The 22,291-nt window shown below is 60.5% G+C and carries 19 protein-coding genes; 10 read left to right on the plus strand and 9 right to left on the minus strand.

Annotated elements, in window-relative coordinates; genetic code table 11:
• The first annotated feature begins 119 nt into the window (after positions 1 to 119).
• From hpt to H7K56_RS14630, 4 genes are all read left to right on the plus strand, one after another.
• Positions 120 to 656 carry a hypoxanthine phosphoribosyltransferase gene (hpt, locus tag H7K56_RS14615; protein ID WP_021507522.1) on the plus strand — a complete coding sequence of 179 codons (537 nt, stop codon included), beginning with the start codon at positions 120 to 122 and terminating at the stop codon, positions 654 to 656.
• A gap of 245 nt (positions 657 to 901) precedes the next feature.
• Complete coding sequence (locus H7K56_RS14620) at positions 902 to 1,828, plus strand: ABC transporter ATP-binding protein (RefSeq protein WP_021507521.1); 927 nt, start codon at positions 902 to 904, stop codon at positions 1,826 to 1,828.
• A complete protein-coding gene (locus tag H7K56_RS14625; RefSeq protein ID WP_021507520.1) occupies positions 1,825 to 2,595 on the plus strand; it encodes an ABC transporter permease in 771 nt (256 codons plus the stop codon). Before H7K56_RS14620 ends, H7K56_RS14625 begins: the two co-directional genes overlap by 4 nt.
• Positions 2,596 to 2,746: 151 nt before the next feature.
• Entirely contained in the window at positions 2,747 to 3,754 is a 1,008-nt protein-coding gene (locus H7K56_RS14630; protein ID WP_150360709.1) for an acyltransferase family protein, read from the plus strand.
• A gap of 36 nt (positions 3,755 to 3,790) precedes the next feature.
• Here H7K56_RS14630 and panD read toward each other — a convergent pair whose 3' ends face one another.
• The 9 genes from panD to thpR all read right to left on the minus strand — a co-directional run bounded on the left by panD (position 3,791) and on the right by thpR (position 10,897).
• Positions 3,791 to 4,171 carry an aspartate 1-decarboxylase gene (gene panD, locus H7K56_RS14635; RefSeq protein ID WP_021507518.1) on the minus strand — a complete coding sequence of 127 codons (381 nt, stop codon included), beginning with the start codon at positions 4,169 to 4,171 and terminating at the stop codon, positions 3,791 to 3,793.
• 85 nt (positions 4,172 to 4,256) lie between these two features.
• Positions 4,257 to 5,111, minus strand: coding sequence for a pantoate--beta-alanine ligase (gene panC / locus H7K56_RS14640; protein ID WP_058774807.1), 855 nt, complete (start codon positions 5,109 to 5,111; stop codon positions 4,257 to 4,259).
• 15 nt (positions 5,112 to 5,126) lie between these two features.
• A complete protein-coding gene (gene panB / locus H7K56_RS14645) occupies positions 5,127 to 5,921 on the minus strand; it encodes a 3-methyl-2-oxobutanoate hydroxymethyltransferase (protein WP_058780480.1) in 795 nt (264 codons plus the stop codon).
• An 82-nt stretch (positions 5,922 to 6,003) separates the two neighbouring features.
• Positions 6,004 to 6,489, minus strand: a complete 486-nt coding sequence (gene folK, locus H7K56_RS14650) for a 2-amino-4-hydroxy-6-hydroxymethyldihydropteridine diphosphokinase (protein ID WP_150360710.1) — start codon at positions 6,487 to 6,489, stop codon at positions 6,004 to 6,006.
• Positions 6,486 to 7,901 (minus strand): polynucleotide adenylyltransferase PcnB, encoded by a 1,416-nt coding sequence (pcnB, locus tag H7K56_RS14655; RefSeq protein WP_206099480.1) that lies wholly within the window; start codon positions 7,899 to 7,901, stop codon positions 6,486 to 6,488. Before pcnB ends, folK begins: the two co-directional genes overlap by 4 nt.
• Positions 7,902 to 7,939: 38 nt before the next feature.
• Positions 7,940 to 8,875, minus strand: coding sequence for a tRNA glutamyl-Q(34) synthetase GluQRS (gene gluQRS, locus H7K56_RS14660; RefSeq protein WP_371815467.1), 936 nt, complete (start codon positions 8,873 to 8,875; stop codon positions 7,940 to 7,942).
• 70 nt (positions 8,876 to 8,945) lie between these two features.
• Positions 8,946 to 9,401: an RNA polymerase-binding protein DksA gene (gene dksA / locus H7K56_RS14665; RefSeq protein ID WP_021507512.1), complete on the minus strand. Its 456-nt coding sequence runs from the start codon at positions 9,399 to 9,401 to the stop codon at positions 8,946 to 8,948.
• Positions 9,402 to 9,640: 239 nt separating this feature from the next.
• Positions 9,641 to 10,357, minus strand: a complete 717-nt coding sequence (sfsA, locus tag H7K56_RS14670; protein ID WP_150360711.1) for a DNA/RNA nuclease SfsA — start codon at positions 10,355 to 10,357, stop codon at positions 9,641 to 9,643.
• Positions 10,358 to 10,897 (minus strand): RNA 2',3'-cyclic phosphodiesterase, encoded by a 540-nt coding sequence (gene thpR / locus H7K56_RS14675; protein WP_150360712.1) that lies wholly within the window; start codon positions 10,895 to 10,897, stop codon positions 10,358 to 10,360. It abuts the gene before it with no gap.
• A 35-nt stretch (positions 10,898 to 10,932) separates the two neighbouring features.
• Between thpR and hrpB the strand changes: the two genes are divergently transcribed.
• The 6 genes from hrpB (at position 10,933) to fhuB (ending at position 22,281) form a co-directional block, all read left to right on the plus strand.
• Positions 10,933 to 13,410 (plus strand): ATP-dependent helicase HrpB, encoded by a 2,478-nt coding sequence (gene hrpB / locus H7K56_RS14680; RefSeq protein ID WP_150360713.1) that lies wholly within the window; start codon positions 10,933 to 10,935, stop codon positions 13,408 to 13,410.
• A 98-nt stretch (positions 13,411 to 13,508) separates the two neighbouring features.
• Positions 13,509 to 16,031: a bifunctional glycosyl transferase/transpeptidase gene (gene mrcB, locus H7K56_RS14685; protein WP_150360714.1), complete on the plus strand. Its 2,523-nt coding sequence runs from the start codon at positions 13,509 to 13,511 to the stop codon at positions 16,029 to 16,031.
• 328 nt (positions 16,032 to 16,359) lie between these two features.
• On the plus strand, positions 16,360 to 18,579 hold the full coding sequence (gene fhuA / locus H7K56_RS14690; protein ID WP_150360715.1) for a ferrichrome porin FhuA: 2,220 nt from the start codon (positions 16,360 to 16,362) through the stop codon (positions 18,577 to 18,579).
• Positions 18,580 to 18,622: 43 nt separating this feature from the next.
• On the plus strand, positions 18,623 to 19,417 hold the full coding sequence (gene fhuC, locus H7K56_RS14695) for a Fe3+-hydroxamate ABC transporter ATP-binding protein FhuC (RefSeq protein ID WP_058780465.1): 795 nt from the start codon (positions 18,623 to 18,625) through the stop codon (positions 19,415 to 19,417).
• Between the two features lie 9 nt (positions 19,418 to 19,426).
• Entirely contained in the window at positions 19,427 to 20,305 is an 879-nt protein-coding gene (gene fhuD, locus H7K56_RS14700; RefSeq protein ID WP_150360716.1) for a Fe(3+)-hydroxamate ABC transporter substrate-binding protein FhuD, read from the plus strand.
• Positions 20,305 to 22,281: a Fe(3+)-hydroxamate ABC transporter permease FhuB gene (fhuB, locus tag H7K56_RS14705; RefSeq protein WP_150360717.1), complete on the plus strand. Its 1,977-nt coding sequence runs from the start codon at positions 20,305 to 20,307 to the stop codon at positions 22,279 to 22,281. The genes fhuD and fhuB overlap by 1 nt, the downstream gene beginning before the upstream one ends.
• The last annotated feature ends 10 nt before the right edge of the window (positions 22,282 to 22,291 follow it).

Below are 22,291 nucleotides of genomic sequence, written 5' to 3' on the forward strand. Positions count from 1 at the left end.
GTTAACGCCAGCGCAATAAATTTCGCCACGATAACGTTTGCGTTCTGTGCGCGGCGTTAGCCTGTGCGTCGACTATGATAGAATGCGCGGCTTTCTGAAAACCTTCTTAGGCGAATGCAATGAAACACACCGTCGACGTGATGATCTCTGAGCAGGAGATCGCAACCCGTATTGCCGAACTGGGCAAGCAGATCAGCGAGCACTACCGCAACAGCGGCAGCGAAATGGTGCTGGTCGGCCTGCTGCGCGGCTCCTTCATGTTTATGGCTGACCTGTGCCGCGCCATTGATGTCGCGCACGAAGTCGACTTCATGACCGCCTCCAGCTACGGCAGCGGCATGTCCTCTACGCGCGACGTGAAAATCCTCAAAGATCTCGATGAAGACATTCGCGGCAAAGATGTGCTGATCGTCGAGGACATCATCGACTCCGGTAACACCCTGAGCAAAGTGCGTGAAATTTTGCAGCTGCGTGAGCCAAAATCACTGGCGATCTGCACGCTGCTGGATAAGCCGGAGCGTCGTGAAGTTGAGGTGCCGGTCGAGTTTGTCGGCTTTACCATTCCGGATGAGTTCGTGGTCGGCTTCGGTATTGATTACGCACAGCGCTACCGCCATTTGCCGTATATTGGCAAAGTTACGCTGCTGGACGAATAACCGCACAATCTTCCAAGGCTGATTCCCTCCGCCTGCGATAAGATGCGCAGCCCGTAACTCACTGACTTACGGGCTCGGCACGCGTTTTCCTGCGGCACGCAGAGTGGTAGAGTGTGGTGGGTTATCACTCTGCGCAATTCCTTTGATTTCACAACCGTTATCGCTGAATAACCCCGCACGCTCGACGCGAGCGCACTATCATTTCATATGGCTATGATGTCACTACAACAGGGTACGGACTCGCAATGACTTATGCACTGGAACTTTCCGGGCTGACCAAGACCTATCCCGGCGGCGTACAGGCGCTGAAAGGCCTCGATCTCAACGTGGAAGCAGGCGACTTCTATGCCTTACTGGGCCCTAACGGTGCCGGTAAGTCCACCACCATTGGCATTATCAGCTCGCTGGTGAACAAATCCAGCGGCAGCGTGCGCGTGTTTGGCTATGACCTGCAGAAAGATGTGGTCAACGCCAAGCGGCAGCTTGGGCTGGTGCCACAGGAATTCAACTTTAACCCGTTTGAAACCGTGATGCAGATTGTGGTTAATCAGGCCGGTTATTACGGCGTGGAACGCGCCGAAGCGAACAAGCGCGCGGAAAAATACCTTAATCAGCTCGACCTGTGGGGCAAGCGTAACGAACGGGCGCGCATGTTGTCCGGCGGCATGAAGCGCCGGCTGATGATTGCCCGGGCGCTGATGCATGAACCGAAACTGCTGATTCTTGATGAGCCGACGGCTGGCGTGGATATCGAACTGCGCCGCTCGATGTGGGTGTTCCTGAAAGAGCTGAACGCCAAAGGCACCACGATTATCCTGACCACCCACTATCTGGAAGAGGCGGAAATGCTGTGCCGTAACATCGGCATCATCCAGAGCGGCGAGCTGGTGGAGAACACCTCAATGAAAGGGCTGCTGTCCAAGCTGCAGTCGGAAACCTTTATCCTCGACCTGGCGCCGCGCAGCCCGCTGCCGCAGCTGGAGGGCTTCCAGTATCGTCTGGTCGATACCTCAACGCTGGAAGTGGAAGTGATGCGTGAACAGGGGCTGAATAGCGTATTCAGCCAGCTGAGCGCGCAGGGCGTGCAGGTGCTCAGCATGCGCAATAAAGCGAATCGTCTGGAAGAGCTGTTCGTCAGCCTGACGCAGGGAAAAACAGGAGTAACCGCATGACGCATCTGTACTGGGTGGCGCTCAAGAGTATCTGGAGCAAAGAGATCAACCGTTTTGCCCGCATCTGGATTCAGACGCTGGTGCCGCCGGTGATCACCATGACGCTGTACTTCATTATCTTTGGCAATCTGATCGGCTCACGCATCGGCGATATGCACGGCTTCAGCTATATGCAGTTTATCGTGCCGGGCCTGATTATGATGGCGGTGATCACCAACGCTTACGCCAACGTCGCTTCGTCATTCTTCAGCGCTAAGTTCCAGCGCAACATTGAAGAGCTGCTGGTGGCGCCGGTGCCGACGCACATCATTATCGCCGGTTATGTCGGCGGCGGCGTAGCGCGCGGCGTGTGCGTGGGCGTGCTGGTGACGGCGGTGTCGCTGTTTTTCGTGCCGTTCCACGTATTCTCGTGGCCGATGGTGGCGATCACGCTGCTGCTGACAGCGATTCTGTTCTCGCTGGCGGGCCTGCTGAATGCGGTGTTTGCGCGCACCTTTGACGATATCAGCCTGATCCCGACCTTCGTGCTGACGCCGTTAACTTACCTCGGCGGCGTATTCTACTCGCTGGCGCTGCTGCCGCCGTTCTGGCAGGCGGTGTCGAAGCTCAATCCGGTGGTGTACATGATCAGCGGGTTCCGCTATGGCTTCCTTGGCATCAACGATGTTCCGCTGGTGTTGACGCTGTCAGTGCTGGTGGCGTTTATCGTGGTGTTTTACGTGCTGGTGTATGCGCTGATTCAGCGCGGACGCGGCTTGCGCACCTGAGGCGCAGCTCCGAATAAGAAGCCGCTGCCGGCGTCGTCCGGCGGCGGCTTTTTTTTACCCACTCTTCGCAATTCCAGACGCGTCTTGTGCTTTCAGTCTGTGGCTTTCCCCATAGTGGCCGCTGACCAAAAAAGCAGCGGGGAAGCGAAGAGTGAATCGGGTATCATGGATTGATAATTTACGCGGCATGAGCATTCTGGCGGTGATTTTTTTGCACTGCATGATTGCAGTGAACCAGCAGGCCGGGCACTTCACTGCCTTTAACGAGCTGGTAAATCAGCTGCTGGCGCCGGTGCGTATGGGGCTGATGTGCTTCGTCTCCGGACTGTTCGTCGCCAGCGGTTTACGCCACGGGCAGGCGCGCTATCTGCGAAACAAAGTCAGCAGCATTCTCTATCCGTTTGCCGTCTGGGCGCTGATCTACGGCGGTCTGAAGTGGACCTTCAGCGCGATGGCCAATCACCCACAGTCGCCGCTGGCCATCGCGCTCGGCCATCTGAGCGGCGGCGATATCACCTGGTTTCTGCACTCGCTGTTTCTGTTCTTTGTGCTGATTATCCCGGTGCGCCGCCTGCCTGCGGCGCTGGTGCTGACATTGTGCGTTGCCGGTGCGGTGCTGCCGCCGCCGGTGCCGCCTGACTCGCTGTTTGCCAGTTTCGACAACCTGCATCTGAACAAGTCGCTGGTGCTGTTTGCCTTCTTCTACAGCGCCGACTGGCTGGTGCGCCAGGATATTGATATTGCCGCGTTCGCGCAGCGTCGTACGCCGCTGCTGCTGTCGCTGATCGCCTTTATGCTGCTCGCGGCGTTCAGCCTGTGGGGCGGGCTGCGTCAGCATTCGCCGTGGCTGCTGCCGCTGGCGCTGCCCTCAATCCCGCTGTTCGTTGCGCTGGCCTGCCGTATCAATCTGCGGGCGGTTAACTACGTTGGCCGCCATTCGATTGTGTTTTATCTTTCGCACTATCTGGCGATTCAGGTGTGCAGTAAATTGCTGCGCCACGACGGCCACTCTGCGTGGCTGGCTGACCTGCATTTTGTGCTGGCGTTCAGCGTCGCGCTGGCGTTGCCAACGGCGCTGTGCTTACTGCGGGCAAAAGGGTGGTTTGACTGGTTGTTTACGCTGAAGCGCAAAGGGCAGCCGCAGCTGGCGGGCGTATAAGGAAAAGGCGCGCTGTCAGTACAGCGCGCGGGATGATCAGGCCACCTGCACCGGTAGCGCTTTAGCGATACGTTTCATCTCGTTATCGCCGTCGAAGTAGGCCACTTTGGGCTGCCAGCTGCGCGCCACTTCATCTTCCACCTGCACATAAGAACAGATGATCAGCAGATCGCCCTGACAGGCACAGCGCGCGGCTGCACCGTTGACCGAAATGATTTTCGAGCCACGCTCGGCGGCGATGGCATAGGTAGAGAAGCGCTGGCCGTTGGTGACGTTATAGATGTCGATGGCTTCGTATTGCAGAATGCCGGAGGCATCAAGAAAATCCTGATCGATGGCGCAGGAGCCTTCATAATGCAAATCCGCCTGCGTCACTTTTACGCGGTGCAGTTTGCCTTGTAATACGGTACGAATCATAGCGTGATACCTTTGTTATACCCGTGCGCGGCCGGTTTCCACCGCGCAGTGTGTAGCGGGTACATGCTGCCCATAAACGACGGCGTTAAACCGTCAGATCCACTTGCTGATTATCAATCAAACGCGCATTACCGAGCCAGGCGGCCATCAGAATCACTGCGCGCTGGCTGTCGACCGTCAGCGGCTGCAGCGTATCGGCATCGCAGATGGCCAGGCCGTCGGGGCGCAGGCCCTGATCGCGCAGCGTCTGTTCGGCGTGCTCAATAATCTCATCCACGTGCCGCTCGCCGTTGCTGAGGCGCTGCGCCATGCTGTTCATCACCTGGCTGAGCACCGGCGCCAGCTTGCGTTCATCGGAAGTAAGATAGCCGTTACGTGAGCTGAGCGCGAGACCGTCTTTGGCGCGCACCGTCGGCACGCCAACGATGTCAATGTCAAAGCCCATGTCCGCTACCATCTTGCGGATGATCGCCAGCTGCTGAAAATCCTTCTCGCCAAAACAGGCGATATCCGGCTGCACCAGATTAAACAGCTTACTGACGATGGTCGCCACGCCGCGGAAATGACCGGGACGGCTGGCGCCCTCCAGCAGCGAGGAGAGGCCCGGGACTTCAACAAACGTCTGGCTGTCGAGACCCTGCGGATAGACATCGGCCGGCGCCGGGGCAAAGACCAGGTCGACGCTGTGGCGATTGAGTTTTTCACAATCGTCCTGCAGCGTGCGCGGATAGCGCGCCAGGTCGTCGGCGCGATCAAACTGCATCGGGTTAACGAAGATCGATACCACCACGATATCTGCGCGCTGGCGTGCTTCATCCACCAGCGTCAGATGCCCCTCATGCAGGTTGCCCATAGTGGGCACCAGCGCGATGCGTTTACCTGCCTGGCGCCAGCGTCGGATTTCACGGCGCAGCAGCGGCAGCGTTTCAATGATCAGCACTGCAAATCTCCTGATTTACTGGAAACTGTGTTCGGCAGCAGGGTAGGTGCCTGCCTCAACGTCGGCCATATACTGGCGAATTGCCGCACGAATGTCGCCGGTTTCCGCAAGGAAATTTTTGGCAAATTTTGGAATGTGGCCGCCGGTAATACCAAACGCGTCGTGCATCACCAGAATCTGGCCGTCGGTGACGTTACCGGCGCCGATGCCGATCACCGGTACCGACAACGCTTTTGTGACGCGTTCAGCCAGCGCGACCGGCACGCATTCCAGCACCAGCAGCTGCATACCGGCCGCTTCCAGCGCCAGCGCATCCGCCAGCAGGCGCTCGGCTGCCGCTTCATCGCGCCCCTGCACCTTGTAGCCACCGAAGATATTAACCGACTGCGGCGTCAATCCCAGATGACCACACACCGGCACGGCGCGCTCGGTCAGCATGCGCACGGTCTCTGCCAGCCAGGCGCCGCCTTCCAGTTTTACCAGGTTGGCACCGGCGCGCATCAGCTGCGCGGCACTGTCAAAGGTTTGCTGCGGCGTGGCGTAACTCATAAACGGCAGGTCGGCCATCACCAGCGCGTCAGGCGCACCGCGCCGCACAGCGGCGGTGTGATAAGCAATATCGTCGACCGTCACCGGCAGCGTGGAATCATGGCCCTGCACGGTCATGCCGAGCGAATCGCCAATCAGCAGCAGCGGAATGCCCTGGTCGGCAAACAGGCGCGCGAAGCTGAAATCGTAGGCGGTCAGCGTGGCGAACTTGCGGCCGCTGGCTTTCAGCTGGCGTAAGTGAGAGAGGGTGGTGGGTTTCATCGCAATCTCCAGCATTTTCTGATGCGCGCAGTGTACTGGATTGATTGCAAAGGCGATACGACGGGCGTGCGATTCTGCCGCGTCAGGCAGACCACAAGCGGATGCTGCTGCGGTCCAGCGTCGCCAGAATGCCGGCCAGCGGCTGACCGTTCGGCAGGCGCAGCGCTGGCGCAATCTCCAGCAGCGGCACCAGCATGAAGGCGCGGTTGTGCATATCGTAGTGCGGCACCGTCAGGCGAGGCGTGTGGATCACTGCATTGCCGAAAAGCATAATATCGAGGTCCAGCGTGCGCGGGCCCCAGCGTTCGGCTTTGCGCACCCGGCCATGCTCCAGCTCAATGCGCTGGGTGTGATCGAGCAGCGTTTCCGCGGCCAGTGTGGTCTCCAGCGACACCACGGCGTTGAGGTAATCCGGCTGATCCGGCGGGCCGTACGGTGGCGTGCGATAAAACGCGGAGGTGGCTACGCGGTGGGTATCGGGAATGGCATCCAGCGCGGCCAGCGCTGCATCAACCTGATGCAGCGGATCGGCGAGATTACTGCCTAAGGCGAGATAGACCCGCGTCATGACGCGCTGTGGTTGCTGTCGCGGCGCGGGCCAGCAGGACGACGGCGTGGACGGCGCGGTTTACGGCGCGGAGCCGGATCGTCACCCAGGGTGTTGAGCATGGTTTTCTGCTGTGTCGGCACCGCCGACTGGAACTCGCCCCACCACTGGCTGAGGCGCAGCAGCTCGGCGTTGTTCTCGACTTCTGCACGCAGCGCCAGCAGGTCGTAGGCGGCGCGGAATTTAGGATGCTCCATCAGCTTCCATGCGCGCTTACCGTGACGGCGCGACATGCGCAGCTGCAGCTGCCAGATATCGCGAATCAGCGTGGTGATACGTTTCGGAATCGCCAGCGCACGGCAGGCTTCATCCAGCGTTTCGTTCATGGACAGCGCAAAGGCATCGAAATAGGTCAGGCCGCTCTCCTGCGCAATCTGCTCGGCTGACTCCAGCTGCGGATACCAGAACATCGCTGCAAACAGGAACGCCGGATTCACGCGCATATCGTTATGCAGGCGGGTATCGGTGTTTTTCAGCACCTGGGCCAGCATGCGCTCCATCGGGCTGTCGCCCTGTTCGGTGAAGTTGCGCGCCAGCGTCGGGAACAGCGGCTGGAACAGCTGGTATTCGCGCATCATCAGATAGGTGCGATAACCGTAACCGGCCTGCAGCAGCTTCAGCGACTCTTCAAACAGGCGCGCCGGCGGAATGTCATTCAGCAGCGTGGCAAGGCGGGGAATCGGCTCGGCGGTTTCCGCCGCAATGCTCATGTCCAGCTTGGCGGCGAAGCGCACCACGCGCAGCATACGCACCGGATCTTCGCGGTAGCGCGTTTCCGGATCGCCAATCATGCGGATGATGCCTTCCTGCAGATCCTGCAGGCCACCGACGTAATCGCGTACGGTGAAATCAGCCACGCTGTAATAGAGGCTGTTGATGGTTAAATCGCGGCGCTGCGCATCATCTTCAATGTTGCCAAAAATATTGTCGCGCAGCAGCATGCCGTTCTGACCGCGCTGCGAACCGTTGCGATCGTCGACGCTCTCTTCCTGATGATGGCCGCGGAACGTGGCGACTTCGATCACTTCCGGACCGAACATTACATGCGCCAGACGGAAGCGACGCCCGACCAGGCGACAGTTGCGGAATAGCTTACGCATCTGCTCCGGCGTGGCGTTGGTGGTCACGTCAAAGTCTTTCGGCTTTTTACCCAGCAGCAAATCGCGCACGCCGCCGCCGACCAGATAGGCTTCGTATCCGGCTTTGTTCAGGCGATACAGCACTTTGAGAGCGTTTTCGCTGATATCTTTGCGTGAGATATTGTGGCTTTCCCGGGGGATAACGGTCATCAGACTTACGGTTTCCACCTCTTCAGGGGCCTCCTCATCACGCTTGAGGACTCTCCGGCAAAAATTAGCGACTCGGGTAAAAATGGGACACCTCGACAGTGAGAAAATGGGTGTGAATAAAATCAGCGGCTAATCATAGCCTGTTGCGAACCATTTAGGAATGGCGTTGTCGCCTCATCCGGTTGTTGCGCATCATGCCGCGGAATCAATGCGCTATCCCAGTGTGTAACGGCATGGTCCAGCAGCGCCCCCAGCCCATGGTCCTGCCAGCCAGGCAAAACCGACTGCCCCAGGAAGCTCAGCGCCTGCACCAGCACCGGTCGCGGATCGCCGTCCGGCAAAGCCGGCGCGTGGTTTTGCTTCGACAATTTATTACCGTCCGGGTTAATTGCCAGCGGCAGATGCAGATAAGCCGGCACCGGCCAGCCAAACTGCTGATACAGCGCAATCTGGCGCACCGTTGGCTCAATCAAATCCGCACCGCGCACTATCTCCGTCACGCCCTGAAAATGGTCATCGACCACCACCGCAAGGTTATAGGCGAACAGGCCGTCACGACGGTGAATAATAAAGTCTTCCTGCGCCAGACGCGGCTCCGCCTGCAGATGGCCGCGCAGGCGATCGTCAAAACCGTACACCGGCGCATGCTGACGCAGCCGCAGCGCGGCGCCGTCCGGCGGCAAATGTAAATCGCGGCAGTGACCGTCGTAAAAGCCGCCCAGCTGCTGAATGCGGCTGCGCGGGCAGGTACAAAAGTAGCTTTGACGGTGTTCGCGCAGCCAGCTCAGCGCCGCGCGATAGGCCTCGTGGCGCTGCGACTGCCACAGCACGTCGCCGTCCCAGTGCAGCCCATAATGGGTCAGCTGACGCAGAATGCGCGTTGCGGCACCGGCGACTTCACGTGGCGGATCGATATCTTCAATGCGCACCAGCCAGCGGCCCTGCTGCGCGCGCGCGCTCAGGTAGCTGCCTAATGCGGCTATCAGCGAACCGAAATGAAGATCACCGGAAGGAGAGGGGGCGAAACGCCCGATGCAGGGAAGCGTGGCGGACATCATGCTGTGGTACACCGCACGGCGGGAAAACAGTGGTTTTCCCGGCTGTGCGGCGACAGTCTGTTAACGGCCATTAGCCTGCCATCTGCTTCTCGCGGATTTCTGCCAGCGTTTTGCAGTCAATGCAGAGATCGGCGGTCGGACGCGCTTCGAGACGGCGGATACCAATTTCGACCCCACAGGATTCGCAGTAGCCAAAGTCGTCGTCTTCCACTTTCTTGAGCGTTTTCTCAATCTTTTTAATGAGTTTGCGCTCACGATCGCGGTTACGCAGCTCCAGGCTGAACTCCTCTTCCTGGGCGGCACGGTCAACCGGATCCGGGAAGTTGGCAGCTTCGTCCTGCATATGCGACACAGTACGGTCTACTTCATCCCTGAGTTGGTTGCGCCAGGCTTCCAGAATCTTGCGGAAATGGCTCAGCTGGGCGTCATTCATATACTCTTCGCCCGGTTTCTCCTGATACGGCTCCACCCCAGCGATGGCGAGGATACTCAGGGACGATGTTTTACGGTTTTGCCCTTCTTGCATGTTGTTTCTCCTGGATAACACGCACTACCCGTTCTGTTTCAGATTGCGAAAGCCTTTGCCTGCAACCCGACGCATGCGGGGCATATCGATTCCCATCAGGGAAAAAAACAGGCCGCTATAAATAGCAGAAGCAATCAAGGTTGGCAATTATTCATGAACGCACCTTGACAAGCCTGTGAGGAACAGCGTATTTAGCGCACCGCTCAGAACATTCTTATCACAGCAAATAACGTTAAATATTACAACTGTGCGTTAATCGTTACCGTTAACGGCCGGGTAAGTAACATTTCTGCCGGTGAAATCTGAGCCTGATACGCCAACACTTCCACACCGCAGCGCTGCGCCTGTACCAGTAGTTCTGCGTATTGCGCATCGATATGGTGCGCCGGGGAAACGTCCTCAATCCCCGTGTGCAGAACAGCAAACAACAAAACGGCCCGGTGGCCTTCTGCCGCGATAGTGCTTAATTCGCGCAGATGTTTCTGTCCACGAGCCGTCACCGCATCCGGAAAATAGCCTTTACCATTTTGTAAAAGGGTGACGGACTTGACTTCAATATAGCAGTTGGCTTTGCCCTCCGCTTGCAACAGGAAGTCAATTCGGCTTTTTTCCGTGCCGTATTTCACCTCAGCCTGGCAGTGGCTATAAGCGGATAATTCCGGAATTGCATCGCGCAGCAGCGCCTCGCGCACCAGTTGGTTTGCGCGCAGGGTGTTGACGCAAATCCAGTGGCCCTGCGCGGTTTGCGTTATTTCCCAGCTGTGCGGATATTTGCGCGTCGCGCTGGCCGAGGTGGAGTACCACACGGTGTCGCCTGGCGTGGCGCAGCCGGTCATCGCGCCGGTATTGGCGCAGTGCAGGGTAAAGGTGTCACCTTGCGGCGTAATGGCATCGGCTAAAAAACGTTTATAGCGGGTGATTAAGCGGGCTGATTGTAACGGCGGATCGAACTGCATTTATGCTCCTGCGGCAGATAACAGTGGCCAGCGCGCCAGCCGGCGATAGCGCGTGCGTCCCTGCGTGAAGCTGGACGCAAACAGCGCGAAATGACTCACCTCAACGCGCCAGTGAAAACCGCGCGGCGGCAGCGCCACGGCCTGCGCAGCGTGGCGCAGCAGGGTGATGTGGGGATGGAACGGCTGCGTACTCTGCGCACAGCCATGACGCGCGGCCTGGGCGCGCAGCAGGTTGGCCAGCTGCAGTAAACCGCGCGGCGCGCGCTGGCAGCCAAGCCACACCACGCCGGGACGCGGCCAGTGACCGGCGTCATCGAGATCCAGCGTAAAGCCCGGCTGGCGGATGCGTGCCGCCAGCTGCTGCAGCTGCTCCGCCGTTTCCGTGCTGACCTCACCGAGAAACGCCAGCGTCAGGTGCAGATTCGCCGCCGCCACCGGTTTACCCGCGTCTGCGGCGAAGCAATCGGCCCGCCATTGCACCAGCTGTTGCTGGAGGGCATAAGGCAATTCGAGGGCAAAAAACAGTCGTTGCGTGGCCATGCTGAACTCCGATAATTGGCGCCGGGTGGTGTACAATGCGCGCCATCTTAGCACAGGCAGAGTGGGAGTTGAGTGTGAGTGAGTTACCGGTAAGCGAGGTACTGCCTGCATTGCTGGCCGCGCTGGCGCAGTCGCCACAGGTGCTGCTGGCGGCCCCGACCGGCGCCGGGAAATCCACCTGGCTGCCGCTACAGCTGCTGCAACAGGCGCAGCTGCCGGGGCAAATCATCATGCTGGAGCCGCGCCGGCTGGCGGCACGCAACGTGGCACAGCGGCTGGCGGAACAGCTGGGTGAACAGCCGGGCGGGACGGTAGGCTATCGGCTGCGCGGGGAAAACTGCAGCAGCGCAGCGACGCGTCTGCTGGTGGTCACCGAAGGCATTCTGACACGCATGCTGCAGCGCGATCCGCTGCTGGAGGGCGTATCGCTGGTGATCCTCGACGAATTCCATGAGCGCAGCCTGCAGGCTGACCTGGCGCTGGCGCTGCTGCTTGATGTGCAGCAGGGATTGCGCGACGACCTGAAAATTCTGCTGATGTCGGCAACGCTGGATAATCAGCAGCTACGCACGCTACTGCCCGACGCGCCGTTTATTGCGTCACAGGGGCGCAGCTTTCCGGTGATGCGACGTTACGCTTCGCTCAATCCGCAGCAGCGGTTTGAAGAGGCAGTGGCGCGCGAGGTGGCACAGTTGCTGCGGGATGAGCCCGGTTCGCTGCTGCTGTTTCTGCCCGGCGTGGCGGAGATTGAACGGGTGAAGTGTGAACTGGCGTCGCGCGTCAGTGATGAGGTGGATTTATCTCCTTTATATGGTGCGCTGTCGCTGGAGGCACAGCGGCGAGCCATCCTGCCGGCCGCGCCGGGCCGGCGTAAAGTGGTGCTCGCCACCAATATCGCCGAGACCAGCCTGACGATTGAAGGCATTCGCCTGGTGGTGGACAGCGCGCTGGAGCGCGCGGCGCAGTTTGACGTGCGCAGCGGCGTGACGCGTTTGCTGACCCAGCGCATCAGCCAGGCATCAATGACGCAGCGCGCTGGCCGCGCCGGTCGCCTGGCGCCGGGAATCTGTCTGCATCTGCTGCCGCAGGAGCAGGCGCTGCGTGCGGCGGCGCAGAGTGAGCCGGAGATACTCACCAGCGATCTGGCCTCGCTGCAGCTGGATTTACTGCAGTGGGGCTGTCAGGACGCGGCTCAGCTGCAATGGCTGGATAGTCCACCGGCGCGCAGCCTGCAGGCGGCACGTCAACAGCTGCAGCGGCTCGGCGCGCTGGATAGCGAAGGGCGGCTCAGCGCGCGCGGCCGTAAAATGGCGCAGCTCGGCAGCGATCCGCGTCTCACGGCGATGCTGTGCGCCGCCGGCGACGATGTGCACGCCATCGCCAGCGCGGCGCTGTTGGTGGCGATTCTGGAGGATCCGCCGCGCAGCGGCAGTGTCGATCTGCGCGATGCGCTCAACCAGCCACAGCCGCAGTGGCTGCGGCGCGCGCGGCACTGGCAGCAGCGGCTGAACGCGCGCGAAGGTCACGTTGACGCCGATCGCTTCCCGGCGCTGCTGGCCGCCGGATTTGCTGACCGGCTGGCGCAGCGTCGCGGTGACAGCGCGCGCTATCAGCTCGCCAATGGTATCGGCGCGATGCTGGATGAGCACGACGGTCTTAGCCGCTATGAGTGGCTGATTGCCCCGAGCCTGCTGCAGGGGGCCAGCAGCGCCGATGCACGCATGCTGCTGGCGCTGCCGGTAGAGATGGATGCGTTACGCCAGCAGTGCCCGCAACTGGTGGAGCAGCGCACCGATGTGGACTGGGATGAAGACAAAGGCACGCTGCGCGCGTGGAAGCGGGAAGCGATTGGTGCGCTGATCCTGCGGGCCCAGCCGCAGGCGCGGCCCGAGCCGGAGATCCTGCATGCGGCGATGCTGCGCTGGATCCGCGAAAAAGGGCTGGCGGTGCTCGGCTGGACGCCAGAGGCAGAGCAGCTGCGTCTGCGCCTGCAGTGCGCCGCGCAGTGGCTGCCGGAAGAGGCGTGGCCGACGCTGGATGATGACACACTGCTGGCCACGCTGGAGCACTGGCTGCTGCCGGAGATGGGCACAGTACGCGATTTAAAAGGGCTGCAGAGCGTTAATCTTGTCAGCGCTTTATTACATTTGCTGACATGGTCACAGCGGCAGCGGCTGGATACTGTGCTGCCAACTCATTACACTGTGCCGACCGGAAGTCGCCTGCCGATTCGCTACGACGCGGAAAAGCCCCCCGCGCTGGCGGTGCGTATGCAGGAGATGTTTGGCGAGGCGCAGAACCCGGCGGTTGCCGATGGGCGCGTTCCGCTGGTGCTGGAGCTGCTTTCGCCGGCGCACCGTCCGCTGCAGATCACCCGTGACCTCGCGGCGTTCTGGCGCGGTGCGTATCCTGAAGTGCAGAAAGAGATGAAAGGGCGCTATCCCAAACATCCGTGGCCGGACGATCCGGCCAGCGCCTTGCCGACGAGGCGCACCAAAAAATATTCCTCGTAGCCCGCAGTGGATCGAATTCAGAGGGTTCTGCCATGCGCGGCACGAGAAAGCAGTTAGAGTAGCGGCGCTGCCGTAGCTATGCCTGGAGAAAACAAAGCATGTCTGGGAACGATCGCGAACCTATTGGGCGCAAAGGAAAAGCGCCAAAGCCGCCGCGTAACGTTACGCGCCGGGGTCGCCGCAGGGAGCCTGAAGATGATATCGATCAGGACGATTTTGACGAAGATGATGAGGAGAGTGCGCCGGTGCCACCCAAAGGTAAAGGAAAACGACCCGCGCGTGGCAAACGCCGCTGGTTAGGCTGGTTGATTAAACTCTTCCTGGTGTTTGTCGTGGTGATGGCCGCCTGGGGCGTCTATCTCGATTCGGAAATCCGCAGCCGCATTGACGGTAAAGTGTGGCAGCTGCCAGCGGCCGTGTACGGGCGCATGGTCAGCCTCGAACCGGGCATGGCTTACGACAAGAAAGAGATGATTGCGCTGCTGGAAGGCACGCAGTATCGCGAAGTGTCGCGCATTACCCGTCCGGGTGAGTTCAGCGTGAAAGGCAACACCATCGACCTGCTGCGCCGTCCGTTTGATTTTCCGGACAGCAAAGAGGGCCAGATTAACGCGCGTCTCACCTTCAGCAACAACGAGCTGAGCGAGATTAAAAACCTCGATACCGGACGCGACTTTGGCTTCTTCCGCCTCGATCCGCGGCTGATCACCATGTTGCAGTCGCCAAACGGCGAGCAGCGTCTGTTTGTGCCGCGCGCCGGGTTCCCGGATCTGCTGGTCGATACGCTGATCGCCACCGAAGACCGCCACTTCTACGAGCATGACGGCATCAGCCCGTACTCGATTGGTCGCGCCTTCCTCGCCAATATCACCGCCGGTAAAGCGGTGCAGGGCGGCAGTACCCTGACGCAGCAGCTGGTGAAAAACCTGTTCCTCACCAACGAACGCTCGCTGTGGCGTAAAGCGCGTGAAGCCTATATGGCGGTGATCATGGATGCGCGCTACAGCAAAGATCGCATTCTCGAGCTCTACCTGAACGAGGTGTATCTCGGCCAGGCGGGCAACGACCAAATCCGCGGTTTCCCGCTGGCCAGCCTGTACTACTTTGGTCGCCCGGTGGACGAACTGAGCCTTGATCAGCAGGCGATGCTGGTCGGCATGGTTAAAGGTGCGTCGCTGTACAATCCGTGGCGTAATCCGCAGCTGGCGCTGGAGCGTCGTAACCTGGTGCTGCGTCTGCTGCAACAGCAGAAAGTGATCGATCAGGAGCTGTACGACATGCTGTCGGCGCGGCCGCTTGGCGTTCAGCCGAAAGGCGGGGTGATCACGCCGCAGCCGGCGTTTATGCAGATGGTGCGTAATGAGCTGCAGGCGAAGCTGGGCGATAAGGTCAAAGACCTCTCCGGCGTGAAGATCTTCACCACGCTCGATCCGATTTCGCAGGATGCGGCGGAAAAAGCGGTTGAAGACGGCATTCCCACGCTGAAGAAACAGCGCGGGCTGAAAGATCTGGAAACCGCGATGGTGGTGGTCGACCGCTTCAGTGGTGAAGTGCGCGCCATGGTCGGCGGTGCCGATCCGCAGTTTGCCGGCTATAACCGCGCGCTGCAGGCGCGTCGCTCGATTGGTTCACTGGCAAAACCGGCGACCTATCTGACCGCCCTCAGCCAGCCAAACAGCTATCGCCTGAACAGCTGGATCGCCGACGAGCCGATTGCGCTGAAACAGCCAAACGGTTCGGTGTGGAAGCCGATGAACGACGATCGTCGCTTCAGCGGTAAAGTGATGCTGGTGGATGCACTGACTAACTCGATGAACGTGCCAACCGTTAACCTCGGTATGACGCTGGGACTCGATGCGGTAGTGGATACCTGGACTAAACTGGGCGTGCCAAAAGATCAGCTGCATCCGGTACCGGCCATGCTGCTGGGGGCGCTTAATCTGACGCCGATTGAAGTGGCGCAGGCGTTCCAGTCAATTGCCAGCGGCGGTAACCGCGCTGCGCTGTCGGCGGTGCGCTCGGTGATCGCGGAAGATGGCACGGTGCTGTATCAGAGCTTCCCGCAGGCGCAGCGCGTTGAGCCGGCGCAGGCGGCGTATCTGACGCTGTATACCATGCAGCAGGTGGCCGATCACGGTACGGCGCGGGCGCTGGGCGCACGCTTCCCGGGTGCGCATCTGGCGGCGAAAACCGGTACCACCAATGACCTGATCGACAGCTGGTTTGCCGGTATTGATGGCAAAGAAGTGGCGATCACCTGGGTTGGCCGCGACAACAACCAGACCTCGAAGCTGTACGGTGCCAGTGGTGCGATGCAGATCTATCGTCGCTACCTCGACAACCAGGCGCCGATGCCACTGGTCCTGACGCCACCGGAAGATATCACTCAGATGAATATCGATTCGGCCGGTAACTTTGTCTGCGGCAGCGGCAGCAGCACCTGGCGTTCGCTGCCTGTGTGGGCGCTGGATCCGAACGCGCTGTGCCAGCAGCAACAGCAGCAGATTCAGCAGCAGCAACAGCAAGAACAGCAACAACAGCAACAGCAGCAGCCGCAGGGCGAGCAGAAGGACTCTGACGGCGTCGCGGGCTGGATTAAAGATATGTTTGGCAGTAAATAAGCCATCCGGCACTGCACCGGCTTTATACCTTCAGAGCCTGTGCAGTGCCGGCGTTTTACCACCACGTGGCGGTGCCAGATACATGGCGGCGCTCCAGCCTGAGTCTTGCATAAAAGCTGAATTTAACTCTCTCTGGCGCTGCGGCGCCTTTTTCTTTGCCCGCCATTTTTTTAGCCGCGATCATGGATATGTGCGATCCGCTGGCAAACTCACCGCCAGCAGGCATTACATCTTGCGGTGCTTGCCAGGTTTCGCCTAAAATCCGTGCGTCTAATAATCATTCTCGTTTCCATTCGCCTGCATTGTTCTATTTTCATGAGATCCCACTATGAATGCGCGAAACACTTTTCCTTGTTCTCTGCGCGCGGTGACCACCCGTCGACCGCTCGCGTTATTGATTTCCCTGACTCTGGGCACACTCAGCATGCAGGCGCTGGCCGAAGATACCGTGGTGGTGACGGCTGATGGCGGCAGCGGCGTCGCGCAGGAGAGCGCATGGGGACCGTCGCCGACCATCGCCGCCAAACACAGCGCGACCGGCACCAAAACCGATACGCCAATCGAGAAGAATCCGCAGTCGGTGTCGGTGGTGACGCAGGAAGAGATGTCAATGCATGCGGTGACCAGCGTCAAAGGTGCGTTCAATTACACGCCAGGCGTGCTGACCGGTAACCGCGGCAGCTCGGACGTTATCGACGCGCTGTCGATTCGCGGCTTCAGCGAAACCAACACCAATCAGTATCTCGATGGCCTGAAGCTACAGGGTGACAACTACTCCGAATTCGCTATCGATCCTTACTTCCTTGAGCGCGCGGAGCTGCTGCGCGGCCCGGTGTCGGTGCTGTACGGTAAGAGCAACCCGGGCGGTGTGGTGTCACTGGTGAGCAAGCGGCCGACCCAGGAGACGCTGCGTGAAGTCCAGTTCCAGATGGGCACCGACAACCTGTTCTCCACCGGCTTCGATTTTGGCGGCTCACTGGATGATGACGGCGTTTACAGCTATCGCCTGACCGGCCTGGCGCGCAGCGCCGATGCGCAACAGGAGATGAACAAAGAGAAGCGCTATACCCTTGCGCCTTCGTTCAGCTGGCGTCCCGATGCCAATACCCGCTTTGACCTGCTGACCTACTTCCAGAACGAACCGGAAACCGGCTATTACGGCTGGCTGCCGCGCGAAGGCACCGTGGTGGGCATCACCCGGCCGGACGGCAGCAGCTATAAGCTGCCCACCAATTTTGATGAAGGCGAAGACAGCAATAAGATCTCGCGCAACACCAAAATGGTTGGCTACAACTTTGAGCACAGCTTTAACGATACCTGGACGGTGCGCCAGAATCTGCGCTATGCCGAAATGCAGACCGATTATCGCAGTATTTATGGCTTCGGTTATAACCCTGAGAATCAACTGATTACCCGTAATGCCGCATTCTCAAAAGAAAAACTCAACCAGTTTGCCATGGATACGCAAGCGCAGGCTAAATTCGCAACCGGTGATTTAGCCCATACGTTACTGCTGGGCGTTGATTTTCAGCGCACCCGTAACGATATTGATGGTCAGTTCGGCACCGCCACCGGCCTGAGTCCATTCAATCCGCAATATGGCAACGACAGCTACACCCCTTATGACGATCCTTATCAGCGTTTGAACCAGCAACGCCAGACCGGTCTGTACGCGCAGGATCAAATGGAGTGGAACCGCTGGGTGCTGACGCTCGGTGGCCGCTACGACTACGCGATGAACTCCGTTACCGACCGCGTAGCGCAGAGCGTTGATCGCCAGAACGATCAGGCCTTTACCTGGCGTGGTGGCGTTAACTATGTGTTCGATAATGGCATTGCACCTTATTTCAGTTACAGCGAAGCGTTTATTCCTAATGCTGGCGCAACATGGGGCGGCGAAGCGTTTGATCCGTCACGCGCTAAACAATATGAAGCGGGCGTAAAATACGTTCCCAAAGATCGTCCGATTGTCATGACGGCGGCGGTCTATCAGCTGACCAAAACGAAGAACCTGACGGCCGATCCCGATGCAAGCCATCAATTTGCCAGCGTGCAAAGCGGTGAAATCCGCTCCCGTGGCGTCGAGCTGGAAGCCAAAGCGGCGCTTAACGCCAACATCAACCTGACGGCGGCTTACTCTTATACCGATGCGGAATACACCGAAGACACCTTGCTGAAAGGCCGTACGCCGGTGCAGGTGCCGAAGCATATGGCTTCGCTGTGGGGTGATTACACCTTCCACGAAACCGCACTGTCGGGCTTTACCGTGGGTGCCGGGGTGCGCTACGTGGGTGAAAGCAAAGGCCTGTACGCTGACAATGAGCAAAATGGCGTGAAATCCAACCAGAACTTTGACGTCGCCGCGTACACCACTGTAGATGCCGCACTGAAATACGATCTGGGCCGCTTCGGCTTGCCGGGCTCAACCGTGGGCGTCAACATCAACAACCTGTTCGATCGCGAATACGTTGCCAGCTGCTACCGCGACTACGCCTGCTACTGGGGCGCAGAGCGCCAGATCGTCGGTACCGCCACCTTCCGCTTCTGATACTGAACACAGGGCGCTGCGGCGCCCGTTAACAGGGATTATCATGCAGCATCCGCACCACGCAGAAACCACCTTTTCACTGGAAAACGTCAGCTTCCGTGTGCCCGGCCGCACGCTGCTGCATCCGCTGTCGCTGACTTTCGCCCCGGGCAAAGTCACCGCGCTGATCGGGCATAACGGTTCCGGTAAATCCACGCTGCTGAAGATGCTCGGCCGTCACCATGCCGCCAGCGAAGGGCGCGTGATGCTTAACGGTGAAGCGGTTGATACCTGGAGCAGTAAAGCTTTTGCACGTCAGGTAGCCTATCTGCCGCAGCAGCTGCCCGCGGCAGAGGGCATGACGGTGCGCGAGCTGGTGGCGATTGGGCGCTATCCGTGGCACGGTGCGCTGGGGCGCTACGGCCAGGAAGATCGCGATCGGGTAGACGAGGCGATTGCGCTGGTTGGACTGAAACCCTTCGCCGGGCGGCTGGTGGACAGCCTGTCCGGCGGCGAGCGTCAGCGTGCGTGGCTGGCGATGCTGGTGGCGCAGAACAGCCGCTGTCTGCTGCTGGACGAACCCACGTCGGCGCTGGATATCGCTCATCAGGTTGATGTGCTGGCGCTGATTCAGCGCCTCAGCCACGAACGCGGCCTGACGGTGATAGCGGTATTGCACGATCTCAACATGGCGGCTCGCTACTGTGACCGGCTGGTAGCGCTGCGCGCGGGCGAAGTGATCGCGGAAGGCGGACCGGAAGCGATTATGCAGGCCGGGGTGCTGGGTGATATTTATGGCATTCCGATGGGCATTCTGCCGCATCCGCAGGGCGGCGCGCCCGTCAGCTTTGTCTACTGAGGCCTCGTGATGTTCGACATTTCCCGTCGCCGTCTGCTGACCGCGCTGGCGCTCTCACCGCTGATGAACCTTGCACCGCTGCGCGCCGCGCCGCCGGACAGCCAGCGCATCCTGGCGCTGGAGTGGCTGCCGGTGGAGTTGCTGATGGCGCTCGGCGTCGCCCCGCTCGGCGTGGCCGATCTGCACAACTACGCCATCTGGGTGGGTGACCCGGTCTTGCCGGCCGGCACTCTCGATCTCGGCTTACGCACCGAACCCAATCTGGAACTGATGACCCAACTGGCACCGTCGCTGATCCTGCACTCCAACGGTTACGGCCCGGCGGTCGATAAGCTGGAGCGCATTGCGCCGACAATGGGCTTTGACCTCAACAGCGGCGATGGCAAACCGTTCACCACCGCGCGCACATCGCTGCATGCGCTGGGTGCCCGGCTTGGCCTTGAAGCGCAGGCACAGGCCCATTTGCACTGGGTGGATGGTGAAGTGGCTGCCGCGCGTGAGCGGTTACGTCCGTGGGCGCAGCGTCCGCTGCTGCTGATGTCGCTGATGGATCCGCGTCACGCCATTACCTTCGGTAAAGGCAGCCTGTTCCTCGAAGTGATGGAGCAGCTTGGCCTGCGCAATGCCTGGCAGGGCGAAACCAACTTCTGGGGCAGTGCGGTGGTCGGGCTGGAGCGGCTGGCGGAGGTCGGTGACGTTGAGGTGATCTGCTTCGATCACGATAACGAACGCGATATGCAGCAGGTGACGCAAAGCGCACTGTGGCAGGCGCTGCCGTTTGTCCGTTCCGGCCGTTTCCGGCGGGTGCCGGCGGTGTGGTACTACGGCGCCACTTACTCAGCCATCAAATTTATTCGCGTGCTGGAACGCGCGCTGGAGTCGCACTGATGCGCAACCGTCTGTTTCCCGTCACGCTGCTCAGCGTGCTCAGTTTACTGGCGCTGGCGCTCACGTTTATCAACCTGCGCCAGGCGCTGCCGCTGGCGCAGTGGCAGCAGGCGATGTTCGCGCCGGATATCGATAACATCCGTCAGGTGGTGTTCCACTACAGCCTGCTGTCGCGGCTGGCGCTGGCGCTGCTGGTCGGAGCCGGACTTGGCCTCGCGGGCCTGCTGTTTCAGCAGGTGCTGCGCAATCCGCTGGCGGAGCCGACCACGCTGGGCGTCTCTTCCGGCGCGCAGCTTGGCCTGACCGTCGCCACTCTGTGGCAGCTGCCGGGCGGGGAGCTGACGCAGCAGTTTGCCGCGATGGGCGGGGCGGTGCTGGTCGGCGTGCTGGTGTTTGGCATCGCCTGGGGCAAGCGTCTGTCGCCGGTGACGCTGATCCTCGCCGGCCTGGTACTGAGCCTGTATGCCGGCGCGGTTAATCAAATCTTTGCCATCTTCAATCACGATCAGCTGCAAAACATGTTTCTGTGGAGCACCGGCGCGCTGAACCAGCTCGACGGCCACAACGTGGCGCTGCTGTGGCCGCGCCTGCTGCTGGCGTTCGCACTGGCGCTGGCGCTGTTGCGTCCGCTGACGTTGATGGGGCTGGATGATGGCGTGGCAAAAAACCTCGGTCTGGCGCTGTCGGCAGCGCGCATTGCCGCGCTGGCGCTGGCGATCCTGCTCAGTGCGCAGCTGGTTAACGTCGCCGGTATCATCGGCTTTATCGGGCTGTTCGCGCCGCTGCTGGCGAAGATGCTGGGGGCGCGTCGTCTGCTGAGCCGCTTGCTGCTGGCGCCGCTGATTGGCGCACTGCTGCTGTGGCTGGCCGATCAGTGCGTGCTGTGGCTAACCGCGCACTGGCGTGAAGTGTCAACCGGGACGGCTACCGCGCTGATTGGCGTGCCGATTCTGCTGTGGCTGCTGCCGCGTCTGCGCACTGGCACTGTGCCGCCGGCGATGAATGCCGGCGACACAGTGCCGCAGGAGCGACAGGCCGTGCTGCGCTGGTGCCTGGTGGGCGTGATGATTCTGGCGCTGTGCAGTCTGGCAGGCATCGCGTTTGGGCGCGACGCACACGGCTGGACGTGGGTCAGCGGCGATATGCTGCAACAGCTGCTGCCGTGGCGCGTGCCGCGCGTGCTGGCGGCACTGGTGGTCGGCACGATGCTGGGCGTCGCCGGGGTGCTGATTCAGCGCCTGACTGGTAATCCGATGGCCAGTCCGGAAGTGCTGGGCATCAGCTCCGGGGCGGCCTGCGGGGTGGTGGTGATGCTGTTCTTTGTGCCCGGCAACGCGGTCGCCTGGCTGCTGCCTGCGGGCGTACTGGGAGCTGCGCTGACGCTGCTGGTGATTATGCTGGTGGCCAGCCGCGGCGGTTTTGCACCGGAACGCATGCTGCTGGCCGGAATGGCGCTGAACAGTGCGTTTGTCACGTTACTGATGGTGTTGCTGGCGAGCGGCGATCCGCGCATGGCCGGGCTGCTGAGCTGGATTTCCGGTTCCACGTACAACATCTCAATGACGCAGGCGCTGCAGAGTGCTGTCGTGGGCATGATACTGGTGGCGCTGACACCGCTGGCCAGCCGCTGGCTGACGCTGCTGCCGCTCGGCAGTGCCACGGCGCGCTCAGCCGGCATGGCGCTTAACCGATCGCGCTTCAGCCTGCTGTTGCTGGCGGCCGCGCTGACCGCCACCGCGACGCTCACTATCGGTCCGCTGAGTTTTATTGGCCTGATGGCACCACATATTGTGCGCATGCTCGGCTTCCGTCGCGCGCTGCCGCAATTGCTGATGGCTGGCCTGCTCGGCGGGGGGCTGCTGGTGTTCGCCGACTGGTGCGGCCGTATGCTGGCCTTCCCGGATCAAATCCCGGCAGGCCTGATGGCGACCTTCTTCGGCGCGCCGTATTTTATCTGGCTGCTAAGGCGCGCTTAGTGAAGCGGGG

It is taken from the genome of Pantoea dispersa, assembly GCF_014155765.1.
Classification (GTDB): Bacteria; Pseudomonadota; Gammaproteobacteria; order Enterobacterales; family Enterobacteriaceae; genus Pantoea; species Pantoea dispersa.